We start from the raw sequence: 12,251 nt of genomic DNA on the forward strand, positions 1-12,251 counted from the left end.
GGGGAGGGCGAAGGGCGGGCTACGAAGGTCGGGTTTATCTGACTAGGGCAGTTCCACGAAGAAGGTAGTGCCTTCCTGCTCGCGACTTTCCAGCCAGATGTCACCCCCGTGCAGTTGCACAATCTGCTTGGCAATGAACAGCCCCAGGCCCGTGGTGGTCTCCCCGTGCAGGCCCGTGCGGCGCGTGGGGTTGAACTTGTCGAACAACTGGTGGTGCAGCTTGCCCGGAATGCCGATGCCCGTATCCTGCACGGTGATCCGCACGCGGCCCTCCTGAGGTCGCACCCCCAGCGTGATGGTGCCTCCCGCCGGCGTGAACTTCAGGGCGTTGCCCACCAGGTTGTCCAGCACCCGGCCGAACTTGTCGGGGTGCAGGCGCCCACACACGGGCTCGGCCGGCAGGTCCAGAACCAAGGCCACCCCCTTGCCCTGGGCAGCCAGGCGATGCAACTCGAGCCGCGCGGCCAGGTAAGTATTCAGATTCGTGGGCCGCTTGTCCAGGCCATGTTCATTCAAATCACCCACGTAGAGCACGTCCTCGAGCAAGTCCGTGGCGTGGGCGCAGGCGCGCTGGATCAGGCTCAGGTAGTGCACCATCTCCGGGGGCGGGGGGCCGTCCCCGGCCCGGCTGGCGACCTCGCGCTGCAGCAAGTCGACCAGCAGCTCAATCTGGGCCACGGGGGCCTTCATGTCGTGGGTAGCCAGCTGCAGAATCGTTTCCTGGGCATCGTAAAGCCGCTGGAGCTTCGCTTCCAGGCCCTTGCGCGCGGAGATGTCTTCTAAGATGGTGTAGCCAAGTTCGCCGTCTTCGTCGGGAAATAAGACCGAGGTGACCTGGCACCAGAAAGAGGAACCGTCGGCCCGGACCAGGCAGGTTTCCAGCGAGAAGTGCGGCAGCTTATGTTCCCACAAGCGCCGTTGCAACTCCTGCCAGTCGGCCCGGTAGGCAGGGTGGGCAAACTCGATGATTTTGTGACCCACCAGGTCCTCCAGTTGGGCGCAGCCCAGCATGGCCAACACGGCGGGGTTGGCCTGGCGGATGGTCAGGTCGGGGGTGATGATTTTCTGGCCCAGCGGGGAGTTCTCGAACACGGTGCGAAAGCGGGCCTGACTCTGCTGGTAGCGATCCTGCTCGGCCGCGTGGGCGGTAGCCACTACTTGGTCCGCGCGCAGCTCGCCGTTTTCTGGGCGCAGCGCGTGGTTTTCTCCCTTGGAAGATCCCGGGTTAGGTGAGGATAAGGGTGCGTCAGCCATAGCGGGGGAATAGCAGCCCGCGGACGGTACGGGTGCCTCAGCAGTACGCGCCCCTCGCCTCCCTGGTTCGATGGTCCCCGGACGGGGGTAGAAAACAAGTGCCCTGCTGGCCGGAAGTAGTCGCTCAACCTGAGCCGTAGCTGCCGCTATGCTATCTTCGTGCTTGGTTACCCTATGGCTACTGCTCCTTTCGCTCGCCTGCTCACTTGATGCAAAAACTCTCCAGTGTGCTGCTGGTCGACGACGACCCGCTCACCAATGACCTCAACGAACGCCTGCTCCGCCAACTCGGCGTAGCCGAGCAGTACCTGGCTGCCACGGACGGGGCGGAAGCGTTGGCCACCCTAACCCAGCTCAGTGCCCACGCCCAGCCCCGCAGCCCGGTGCTGGTGCTGCTGGATGTAAAGATGCCGGGCATGGATGGCATGACCTTTCTAGAAGCCTACCGCCAGCTGCCCGCCGCGCAGCAGCAGGCCGTGGTGATTGTGTTGCATACGGCCTCCATGAGTTCCCTCGACCTGGGGCGCCTCGAGGAGTTGCCCATTGCGGGCCTGGTGAGCAAGCCCCTGACCAAAGACAAGATGGACACCATCCTCAAGCTCCACTACCAGCGCCAGTTTCCGGTCGGTTAGGGGCCTAGAGTTCGCTTTCTTTACGCTTTCCCTGGCTTTACGTGAACCTATTCTCCTCCCTTGAGGCGTCACGCTCCGCCGAAAGCGACATCTTATGCTTGGCCGGGTGCTGAGCAGCACGAAAGAGCGAAGAGGCACCCTTAGCGGCGGTTACTGGTCGCGTAACTGCCCCGGCCCAGGCCAGCTAAGGCTTCCCGGTAGACCGGGATGGGATGATAGGCGGGACTGACCTGGCGCTGGATACAGTCGTATTCCTCGTCGGTAAGACACACCGTGTGGTAGCCGTCTCACACCACGAAGAGGCAATAGTTGGCGTCTGAACACCCCACTCGGCAACAGGCTTGACTGGTATCCATGACAATTCCCTCCCCCGCCTGGTACTGCGCTAACGTGGTGATGGCCCCCATTTCGATTGCCGTTACAGTGGAGGTGTAACTTACTCAATTCCATAGGTATACGCAACCTCAGGTGTGGCTCTCGTGCACCGCCGGAGGAGGGTCCGGGGGCTACAGCTATGCAGGAGCTAAGAAGGTAGTAGGTAAGTGCTTTACGCATTTGTTTGCGTAGTTTATGGCTTCTTTTCCGGGTATCTACCGACCCTGGGGCCCGTAGACAAGGGCATGCCAACACCCCTTCTCACCACCGAAGCCCAACGCCGCCGCGCCGTGGACTGGGCCGTGAAGGTAGCCACCAACACGCCCCTGGCCCCGCAGCGCTACGAGCGCCAGCTGCTGGAGCAGTATGCCGACGGCCTGCTCACCCTCGACGAAGTAGAGGACCTACTCACGCGCAGCGTCTACCATGTGCTCTACCACAGCCGGGCTACCGCGCCGCCGAGCGAGGCGGGCCTGCAGGCCTTGCTCACCCAATCCCGGCGCTACAACGCGTGCCACCAGCTCTCGGGCTTGCTCCTCTACAGCGCGGGGCGCTACGTGCAGGTGCTGGAGGGGGCCGAAGCAGACGTGCAAACCGTATACGCGCGGATTCAGCGCGACCCGCGCCACGAGCAGGTGGTCACCCTCAGTCAGGGCCCGCAGCCCCAGCGGCGGTTTGCCGACTGGAGCTTGCGCTTTGGCTCCCTGGCGCCCCTGGTGGTAGAGCAGGTGCTGCCCGTGATCGCCGATCCGCTAGCCGAGCCCCCGGTGCTGGACCCCGACCGGCAGGCGCTGGTGGCGGCGGGCCAGGGCTGAGCGAGCTGCCGGTCGCCGTCGCGTTGCGCTTGCGGGGCCGCGCATTTCAGGGCATCTTGCGCCCTGCCTGCCAACTGCCCTGTTCGCTTGGGCTTCTATTCCTAAACCGGCCTAGTTACTGTTGCCGCAGCCCCTACCGCGGTGTTTGGCTGCCTGGTCTGGTTCGGGATAGGGAGCGCCGAACGGCGCGCGACGTGGGGGGCAGCCCACTAGTGGGGGCACCCGGGTCCAGGGTGCCAGCGGCGCGCGACGGCCGGCGGTTCCCAATATTCGCATCCTCGGCGCGATTGCCCGCGGCGGGGCGTTGCCCCTGGGAAAGGAGGCGGTTAATCACCATAATCGCGACCAGAATGCCCGCGAGCGCCACTAAGGAAGCTTGATGCGCCATAAGCCAGCTAACCATATACTAAACTAGTAACTACAACTAAACTTGCTCCTCCTTTACGTAGTCTGCCGCCGGTAGATAGGTTATGATTCACCGGCGCCCCCCTCTAGGATCGCCGGGGCCCTAGCCGTCTCGTTTGCACGGCGAGCACTTCCTCCAGGCTCATTTCCCCTTTGACATAGCGCGCGAGCAGGGCCATGGTGTCGCCCGAAGCGACGGGTACCGTTCCTTCAAGAAGCCCGACAAGCCGCTCCGCCTCCCGCACGCGCGCCCGCCAACCGAGCTGCTGCTCAGGGGAAAGCATCGTTGGGGGAGCAGGAAAATAGCCGTGGCTCATAAGGAATTACCGACACAACAAGCCGGCATCTTACCGGCTGACCGCAGAGGAGAGGGCCAGGGAAAGGTCGCTTGTTTAACGAGACGTTTGAAGGGCTTGGCAGGCGAACATGATACCAAAGTCACCTACGAGGAGCACTTTAACAACTTATTTTGAAAACTGACTTTTGGCCGTCAAGGGTCCCCGTGCTTGCTACGTCTTCTAGCTACTGTCGCCCAGCTAAGCGGTAGTAGTTGGGTTGCTCTGCCCTATTCTGGCTGGGCCTTGGCCCCAGGGGCGCTCCCCCGCGGGGGGTATTACTTTGGCTCCCTAGTTCTCTACTTCCCGGGCCAGCTTGCTGAGCACCTGTAAGGCGGCCCGCGCTCGGGTTTTGGCCGTGCCCAGGGGCAGGCCTAACTGCTCAGCGGCTTCCACATGGGTGTAGCCCTGAAAATACAGTAGCGCGATCAGCTCCCGGTGCGCGGGCGCGAGGCGCTGGGTGAGGTCGCGCACGCCGATGTGTTCAGGCTGAAAGGTGCAGGGAGCCGGCAGGTAGCGGGCCGCGTCCGTGTCCAGGGACTGGCCCCGGGTGTGCAGGTGGTGACGAGCGCTGCGCAGCACGTCGATGGCGTGGTAGCAGCAGATGCGCTGCATCCAGGTGAAGAGGCGGCCCCGGGCCGGGTCGTAGCGTCCGATGTGGCGCCAGATGCGCAGCAAGCCTTCCTGCAGGATATCTTGCACGAGCTCCTCCTGGCGCACCAGGCGCCGAATGGCGTGTCGCAGGGTGGGCCCATACTGCCGGTAGAGCAGGCCCAAGGCACGCTCGTCCCGGGCTAGGAGCCGTTGCACCAGACGTTCTTCCTCCGTTAGGGGCACCGGCAAAGGGAGCAGGGTGGGCATACGCAAGCAGGAAAAAGATCGAACAGGGCAGAGAGTGGGCAACGGCCTACCAAAGAGAGTGCTAGTAGCACCGAAACCAGTAAGTGAGAGGCATGGCCTGCCTACGCAGAACCCGTGGCCTTGTTCCCGAGGTTAGGACAAGGTGGACTATTTTGAGGGTGAACAGCAAAGGGATTATCCCACAAGTCCACAATGGCGTGTGAACAGCCATTTTTTGGGCGCCGAGGGCCGGCCGCGCCGGAGCAAGGGCGGCCGGTTCTCGGCGTAGCTGCGCGAGGAGGTCAAGTGCGTGCCGTCGGGCAGCGTCAACCCGCACTCCCCATACGTTCACGGGGGCAACCCCTGGAAGTAATTTGTGTTGACCATTAGGGAGCGGAGCACCCGCAGGAAGTGGTCGGCACCCCGTTGGCGCGCCAGCTTGCTTAGGGTCGTGCGCATCGGGTGGGGCTGGCCTTCACCCCGTAGCAGGATGTAACTTCCCCGCGCCTCCAGGTATTGGACCTGAGTGTGGCCTGAAAGCCGCAGAGCAAACCCACGCAGGGCCGAGTCGGCGGTTTTACCCAATTTGGTTACGAACATTCAGCGATAAGCAGTATACAAATCTTACGGAATTGTACTGGGTGGGTGGTTTGCGCGTTGAATGGTCATCCGACCACAAAAAATATTCTCACTAGATGTTTTCTGGCAATGGTGCCGTCAAGAAGTGGGGGCTACGCCCGCACAATTGCCCTAGCTGCGCCGCACATGAATACTTACCCGCTCCCCGTCTTCGCTGGTGGTGGGCATCACGTCGATGCGGTCAGCTTCGTCGAAATATGCAGCTAGGCCGCGCACAATGCCGACTGCTAATCCACTCATACGTCGTTTAGAGATGTAATCAATTATCAGCTCGTTTTCATTTAAGCGCCGCACCTGCAGTACGGGGGGCCTATTCTCGACGTGCTCACTACGCACCTGCTTGTGCATGGTCATCTCTGTGTTCTCAATCATGTCGAGCGTTTTCCACTCGGGCCGGATGTGCTTCTGATACATAAACATCAGATCGGGCACGAGGTACTCGCCAAACTTCTCGTGCAGTTCACCCGCAGGGATTCCTGTCATCTCGGCAGCCTGGCCTACTAGGTCGTAGATATGCTGGTCGGGGTAGACTGTTTTATGATCAAATTCCAGGGTTTCCAAGCCGGCATTCTTCATAAGCTTAAGCCATGTGCTATGGTCGTACTGCGTTTGAACGTAGCGTTTTAGCAACATGAAAATATGGCCGTGCATAAGATACAGTGATGAATTAACTGGAAAATGATTGATGAGGAGGGCAGTTGCCTGGCCGGCGAGGTAGGGGTTTAATTCTTAAAATACCTACCTCGCGGCTCCTTCGTGATTTTGCCCATTTTATGGTTCAGCTTGTTAGGCTGCCACTTTGCTAATGTACAAGCTCCCAATCTAAGTGCTGTTTCATAGCACATTCATGGCGCGACCGTCAGCCGGAATGGAGGCACAAAGACGCGTGGTAGCTTTGCCGACCTTCGGTTCGCGTCTATTCGTTGAACAAGGGAAGCCGTGCAAACTGAACAACCGTGCGATAAGTAAAGCTTGTTATCCCTACTAAAGCAGATCGGCGCAACAGGGGAAGTAGGTCAAGCGGCCTTCTTGAAGGCAGGTCAACAAGCTAGGGCCAGAAAGCAAAGGGGTCTGTTGTTTCGGAACCGTCTTGTTGGACCACGCGGGCGAGCGTATTTAGCTTACTCACCTGCCAATAATCATAGGGTCTGAATCCGATGACTTATTGAGCCCGCCATGCGTCGACCTGTGTGAGCCCTCAGGCCTGGCTATAGTCCCTTCGGAAGGCTCGCCTCGCCATCGGAGAGATCATCTCCGTCCCAGCCGGGGGCGGGTGGATGGCTGCGCCGCCACCCCTAAATGGTCCCCGGGGGTGTTGCCGCGGGTTACGCTACCTTTGAGCGCCCCTCCAGATGGATGGGCGGCGCTTGTCTTCTTTTCGCTTCGGCCTGGTGGTCTACGTATGGCTCTTGCTTCCTCAACTTCCCCTTTTGCGGCCGTCGCCCCGCTCGACGAGGTGCTGCGCGAGCTGCTGGCCGTCTCGCTGACGGGCGTCATTCTCTATACGCCCCTCTTCGACCCCGCTGGCTCGGGCCAGATCGTAGACTTCACCTTTGCCTACCTCAACCCCGCCGCCCAGCGCATGATGGGCATGCCCCAGGTGCCCACCCTGACCCACCTGGGGCAGTGGCCGCACAGCGAGGCGCACGGCACGTTTGCCTTTCACGTCGACGCCTTCGAGTCGGGCGAGCCCCGGGAGTACAACATCAACTACCAGGCCGACGGCTACGACAACTACTACCGCCTCGCTGCCCGTCGGGTGGGCGCGGGCCTGCTGGTGAGCTTTACGGATACGGCCGATCAGCCCCGCAGCCCCGTGGAGGAAGCCCTGCGCGCCAGCCAGGCCCGGGAACGGGCCCTGCTGGCCGAGGCGGAGCGGGAGCGGGCGCTGCTGCAGGCCGTCTTCACCCAGGCCCCCGTAGGCATCGCCCTGTTCCAGGGCCCGGACTACGTGGTCACGCTGGCCAACGCGCGCATCAGCGCCATGTTCGGCCATCCGGCGGAGCAGGTGCTGGGCCGCCCGCTGCTGGAAGGGGTCCCGGAGCTGCGCGGTCAGGGCTTCACGGAAAAGCTGGACGAGGTAGCCCGCACCGGCGTGCCTTTCCTGGGGACTGAAGTGCCGGCCCAGTTGCTTCAGCAGGGGCAGCTGGCCACGCACTACTTCAATTTTGCTTACCAGCCCGTGTATGACGCGACGGGCACGCTGCTAGGGGTCTTTGACCTGGCCGTCGATGTGACCGAACAAGTGGAGGCCCGCCAGCAGCTTGAGCAGCTCAACCAGGCGCTGGAAACCCGGGTGCAGGAGCGCACGCAGGAGTTGCAGCACCAGCAGGCCCAGCTGGCGCAGATTCTGGGGGAGGTGCCCGCCGCCATCGCCCTGCTCACCGGACCCGAGCACTGCCACACTTTCTTCAACGAAGCCTACCAGACCCTGGCTGGGGGACGCGCCGGCCTGGACCTGCCCGTCACGGCGGTCTACCCTGAAGCCTCCGAACAAGGGTTTATCGACCTTTTAGGGCAGGTCTACACCACCGGCCAGCCCTTCCGCAGTACCGACTGGCCCACGCAGATGCTGAACCCCGCCACGGGGGAGCACGCCCTGCATTACCTCGACTTCCTTTACCAGCCTCTGCCCGACGTGCTTGGTCAGCCCCAGAGCATCCTGGTCTTTGTCGTGGATGTGACCGAGAAGGTCTTGGCCCACCAACAAACAGTCGTTCTGCAGCGCGAGGTGCTGGCCGCCACCCAGCGCCAGGTGCAGGAGCGCGCGGCCTTCCAGGCCGTCTTCGAGCAAACCCCGGCCCTGATTGCCCTGCTACGCGCCCCCGGCCACCGCTACGACTACGTCAACCCCGCTTATCAAGCATTCTTTCCCGGCCGCCAGCTGGTAGGGCGTGACCTGGCCGAGGCTGCGCCCGAACTGATGGCGCAGGGCTTTGGCGCCCTTATCGATCGCGTGTATCAGACGGGCGAGACGTTCTTTGGCCAGGAGCTGCCCTTTACCCCACCCCCGGCCCCAGGCCAGCCCGCGCGCCCGGGCTACTTCAACTTTACTTACCAGGCCTACCGGGAGGGGGGCGCCATCGTCGGCGTCTCCATCTTCGCTTTTGACGTGACCGAACAGGTGCTGGCCCGCCAGCAACGAGCCCTGCACGAGCAGCAACTGCAGGATTTGTTCGAGCAGGCCCCCGTGGCCATTGGCATCCTCCAGGGTCCGGACTACGTCATTGAAGTGGCCAATCCGTTAATGGCCCAGCTCTGGGGCCGCACCCGGGCGGAGGTGGTGGACCGCCCCTTGTTCGAGGCCCTGCCCGAAGTGCGCGATCAGGGCTTTCAGGAACTGCTCGATGGCGTGCGCCGCAGCGGCGAGGCCTTCGTGGCCGAGGGCATCGCGGCCCGGCTACGCCGGGGCGCCAGCACCCAAACCGTGTACCTGAACTTTGTGTATCAGCCCCTGCGCGACGCCGATGGGTCAATTAGCCGGGTGGCGGCCGTGGCCACGGACGTCACGGCCCAGGTCCAGGCCCGCGCGCAAGTAGAGGAGCTCAACCAGGAGCTGGCCGCCACCAACAAGGAGCTGCGCGCCACCAACGACGAACTAGGCCATTCCAACCGCCAGCTGCAGCGCACCAACGCGGACCTGGACAACTTCATTTATACCGCCTCCCACGATTTGAAAGCCCCGATATCCAACATCGAAGGCCTGCTGCTGGCCCTGGGGCAGGAGCTGCCCCCCACGGCCCAGGTCGGCAACGTGCCCGAGATCCTCCAGTTTATGCACCAGGCCACCGAGCGCTTTCAGCGGACTATTGCCTACCTCACGGACGTGAGCAAGCTGCAGCAGGCGCATGCCCAGGCCGCCACACCAGTTCCGCTGGCTGCCTTAGTGGAGGAAGTGCGGCTCGACCTGCAGCCGCTGGTGCAGCAAACCGGTGCCCAGCTGGTGGTCGACGTGCCGGCCAGCGCCCGGCTGCCCTTCTCGGAGAAGAATTTGCGCAGCGTGGTCTACAACCTGCTCAGCAACGCGCTCAAGTACCATCACCCCGACCGACCGCCGCAGGTGCGGCTGCGCTACTTCCGGCAGGCGGGCAATCACGTGCTGCGGGTGCAGGATAATGGCCTGGGCCTGGACCTGAGCCAGGGGACGGACAAGCTCTTCGGCATGTTCCAGCGCCTGCACACCCACGTGGAGGGCTCGGGCCTGGGCCTGTACATGATCAAGAAAATAGTCGACAATGCGGGCGGGCGCCTGGACGTGCAGAGCCAGCTGGGGGAAGGGACCACCTTTATGGTTTACCTGCCCCCAGCCCTGGACGCGCACGAGGCCGCTGCGGCGGGGCAGCCAGGATGAGCACAGGAGCCTACCCGACTATCCACCCCGCGGGTTAGCGCCGGAGCAGGCAGGTGACTCATCCGGGGACCCGTTTCAACGGGCCGTAGGATTACACTGACAAGAAGCCAACCAGGCAGCCAGCGGGTAGTATTCCGGCAGCGCTGGTGTGCCCTACTGCTTCAACAAGATAACCAGGGCCCTGCTGGCAGGGCTAAGGGTTGCCGGGCCGTGGTGGCCACTTTTATGGGCTCGGAATCCAGTCCTGCGTCTTTTTTAGTGGGCCGGGCGGAAAGCACAAGGGCTTGACTTGTAAGGCTCCGGCGTAGGCGGCGGTAGCAGCCTAGGCTACGGTTGGGGTTAGGCTGTTAGGCCAAACCAGCCGCCCCACCTACCCGTAGCAAATAAAATGGCGATGGAATCCCCCTATATCCCCCCCTGTGATAAGGTCACCGATACCGTGCTGGCCTACTACCGGCAAGTGGATGAGCTCGTGATTACGGCCCAGGAACTAGCCACTTGGTTTGACCTGTTGCCCGCCCCCACCCGTCTGCAAATGCATACCCTAGGGCTGCGCACCTGCCTGACGCTGCCCGCCTTTCGCCGGTCGGTGCTCGAGCACCGGGGCCGGTCCATGGCTGCCTATATGGCCGCGCACCTAACGCCCGACGAGCTACGGCTTTGGGAGGAGAGCGAGGGGAGGCTATAGCTTTAAACGGTAATCTACTGCTACAGGGCGGGCCGCCAACTCCGCATTAGCCCGCGGGCGCTGGAAGCTAGCAAAAGAGGGGAGGCCTGCTAGCCGGGGATGATGGCCGTGGCTTCTACCTCGACGAGCAAGCGAGGATCGATGAGCGCGGCCACCTGCACCAGCGTGCAGGCGGGCCGAATGTCCCCAAACACCTCGCCGTGGGCGCGCCCCACCTCTTCCCAGGCCGTGATGTTGGTCACGAAGATGCGTGTGCGCACCACATCCGTCAGCGCGGCGCCGGCCTGCTGGAGCGCGTCCCGGATTTTCTCCAGAATGCGCTTGGTTTGGGTGTACTCGTCGTGCCCGCTGATCGTCTCCCCGTCCTGGGCGGTGGTGCCGGCCACCTCCACGACCTGGCCCACGCGCACGGCGCGGGAGTAGCCCACCCGTTGTTCCCAAGGAGCCCCCGAAGAAATCAGTTGTCGCATAGAGTTAGGAAAGGAGGGAAGTCGGCGCCCGTGCGCGAGCGGCTCGGGCGTAAAAGTGCTGGTTCCGACCGGATATTGACCCCGTCGCTTAGGCTCAGTAAGGGGCGGGGCTAACGTTGCGGGTGCAATACAATACCAAAAAAGCGGGGTCGATGCCGGGACTTTTTGCTCTCTAACATGGACTGATCAGCTTTAGGCTGGAAGGTGGTGATTCCTAGCTCAACCGTAGTAATGCCTTGACTTCGTGCTGGAACCCGGCACAGGAGCCCTGAGCTGAGGGCAAGGGCCAGCGCTCGTAGCCCGTACCCAAGGCCATCCGACTAGCGTTTGCGGCGTGAGGCCCCTGGTTCATCCTCCCTTATTCAGGGCTTAACTCGCGCCAGATTTCGGCGACCAGGAGACAGATGATCAAGAACAGCACCAGTGACCAGAGCACGTGCCGCCCATTCAAGAGCAGATAGCGCAGCCGAGCAGGCCATGGTTTTTTCAGGAGGTGTCTTTCCATCGCCTCCTTAGGACAAGGTACTTAGGCAATGGTTTGCTGACGAGTACTATTTCATCGAAAGATGCAGACACCCCCTTTTCTTCCTACTCGAAGGCGGGTGCTTTGGCTCCTAGAGCAGCCCCGCTTCCCACAGCAGGCAAGCCAGGCAAAACCCGTTGACGCCGCACATGAGAAGGCCCGTCTTATCGGCTTTATAAACAGAGCGAGTCCAGGGGGAGGGTTCCATACGTTTGCTTACGAGGCTACCCTAGAGAAGGGCATTAAACATCTCCTTTTCCGCTAATAATACTATGCATCACCCCATGACGCTACGCCCAAGCGCTAAGGGCCGTCTGACCAGCTAACAGCTTTTAGGCGGATAAGCCGCCTTACGTGAACCAGCTTCGGCTTGCCATAAAGTCCCCGGCTCCTAAACTAAGGATTAGGAATATCGACCAGACCTACCACACCGGCACCATCAGCCATGGGCACCAGGAAGTGCGGCTACTGGACCTCCCCCACGGACCGGTTTACTTTACCTTCCTGGCCCAAGCACTTCGGGACACGGCCGGCGTCGTCACGGGCCTGCTGCTGTTCGCCTACGACGTGAGCGCGCACGTTGGGGCCCGTTATCAGGTCGCCGCCCGCGAGTGGTAGCCCGACTTTACCGCCCACCAGCTGGCCCTGGCCAATGAGGCGTTGGCCGTGACCAACAAAGAACTCTCGGTCACCAACGAGCAGTTGCTGCTCAGCAACAGGGAGCTGGTTACCGCCAACGAGCAGTTGCGCGTCGTCCAGGCGGCTAATCAGGTCTACGCCCACTAAGTAACCGGCTGGGCGAGGTCATAGTCAGATGATAACGCGTAACAAAGGGGGAAGCAGCAACTGAGGGCACCAGCTATTGATGACTAGCGCACGAGCGTCTAACAGGGAAGCCGGACCAGCACGCTGGTGCCGCCGGGG

At 62.2% G+C, this 12,251-nt stretch carries 13 protein-coding genes; 5 read left to right on the top strand and 8 right to left on the bottom strand.

The window, feature by feature from the left end; genetic code table 11:
- Window positions 1–42: 42 nt before the first annotated feature.
- The gene (locus ACW9KT_RS19840; protein WP_457083639.1) at window positions 43–1,254 is read right to left on the bottom strand and encodes a PAS domain-containing sensor histidine kinase; all 1,212 of its coding nucleotides are present in this window, start codon (window positions 1,252–1,254) and stop codon (window positions 43–45) included.
- 209 nt (window positions 1,255–1,463) lie between these two features.
- On the opposite strand from ACW9KT_RS19840, the gene ACW9KT_RS19845 reads away from it, so the two are divergent.
- Window positions 1,464–1,886 (top strand): response regulator, encoded by a 423-nt coding sequence (locus ACW9KT_RS19845; RefSeq protein ID WP_457083641.1) that lies wholly within the window; start codon window positions 1,464–1,466, stop codon window positions 1,884–1,886.
- Window positions 1,887–2,026: 140 nt separating this feature from the next.
- Here the strand turns inward: ACW9KT_RS19845 and ACW9KT_RS19850 are convergent, their stop codons facing one another.
- Window positions 2,027–2,158 carry a hypothetical protein gene (locus ACW9KT_RS19850; protein ID WP_457083643.1) on the bottom strand — a complete coding sequence of 44 codons (132 nt, stop codon included), beginning with the start codon at window positions 2,156–2,158 and terminating at the stop codon, window positions 2,027–2,029.
- 348 nt (window positions 2,159–2,506) lie between these two features.
- On the opposite strand from ACW9KT_RS19850, the gene ACW9KT_RS19855 reads away from it, so the two are divergent.
- On the top strand, window positions 2,507–3,076 hold the full coding sequence (locus tag ACW9KT_RS19855; protein WP_457083645.1) for a BLUF domain-containing protein: 570 nt from the start codon (window positions 2,507–2,509) through the stop codon (window positions 3,074–3,076).
- Window positions 3,077–3,209: 133 nt separating this feature from the next.
- Here the strand turns inward: ACW9KT_RS19855 and ACW9KT_RS19860 are convergent, their stop codons facing one another.
- The 4 genes from ACW9KT_RS19860 to ACW9KT_RS19875 form a co-directional block, all read right to left on the bottom strand.
- Entirely contained in the window at window positions 3,210–3,464 is a 255-nt protein-coding gene (locus ACW9KT_RS19860; RefSeq protein WP_457083647.1) for a hypothetical protein, read from the bottom strand.
- Window positions 3,465–4,107: 643 nt separating this feature from the next.
- On the bottom strand, window positions 4,108–4,677 hold the full coding sequence (locus tag ACW9KT_RS19865) for an RNA polymerase sigma factor (RefSeq protein WP_457083649.1): 570 nt from the start codon (window positions 4,675–4,677) through the stop codon (window positions 4,108–4,110).
- Between the two features lie 327 nt (window positions 4,678–5,004).
- Complete coding sequence (locus ACW9KT_RS19870) at window positions 5,005–5,256, bottom strand: LytTR family transcriptional regulator DNA-binding domain-containing protein (RefSeq protein WP_457083651.1); 252 nt, start codon at window positions 5,254–5,256, stop codon at window positions 5,005–5,007.
- A 150-nt stretch (window positions 5,257–5,406) separates the two neighbouring features.
- Entirely contained in the window at window positions 5,407–5,946 is a 540-nt protein-coding gene (locus ACW9KT_RS19875; protein WP_457083653.1) for a heme NO-binding domain-containing protein, read from the bottom strand.
- A 751-nt stretch (window positions 5,947–6,697) separates the two neighbouring features.
- On the opposite strand from ACW9KT_RS19875, the gene ACW9KT_RS19880 reads away from it, so the two are divergent.
- Window positions 6,698–9,646: a PAS domain-containing sensor histidine kinase gene (locus ACW9KT_RS19880; protein ID WP_457083655.1), complete on the top strand. Its 2,949-nt coding sequence runs from the start codon at window positions 6,698–6,700 to the stop codon at window positions 9,644–9,646.
- A gap of 394 nt (window positions 9,647–10,040) precedes the next feature.
- Window positions 10,041–10,334, top strand: a complete 294-nt coding sequence (locus ACW9KT_RS19885; RefSeq protein WP_457083657.1) for a hypothetical protein — start codon at window positions 10,041–10,043, stop codon at window positions 10,332–10,334.
- 89 nt (window positions 10,335–10,423) lie between these two features.
- On the opposite strand, the gene ACW9KT_RS19890 is transcribed toward ACW9KT_RS19885, so the two are convergent.
- Together ACW9KT_RS19890 and ACW9KT_RS19895 are read right to left on the bottom strand one after the other, a co-directional pair.
- Window positions 10,424–10,804 (bottom strand): RidA family protein, encoded by a 381-nt coding sequence (locus ACW9KT_RS19890; protein ID WP_457083659.1) that lies wholly within the window; start codon window positions 10,802–10,804, stop codon window positions 10,424–10,426.
- 358 nt (window positions 10,805–11,162) lie between these two features.
- Complete coding sequence (locus ACW9KT_RS19895) at window positions 11,163–11,309, bottom strand: hypothetical protein (protein WP_457083661.1); 147 nt, start codon at window positions 11,307–11,309, stop codon at window positions 11,163–11,165.
- Window positions 11,310–11,681: 372 nt separating this feature from the next.
- Here ACW9KT_RS19895 and ACW9KT_RS19900 point away from each other — a divergent pair, with 372 nt between their 5' ends.
- A complete protein-coding gene (locus ACW9KT_RS19900; RefSeq protein WP_457083663.1) occupies window positions 11,682–11,945 on the top strand; it encodes a hypothetical protein in 264 nt (87 codons plus the stop codon).
- The last annotated feature ends 306 nt before the right edge of the window (window positions 11,946–12,251 follow it).

This window comes from Hymenobacter sp. HD11105 (assembly GCF_054051685.1).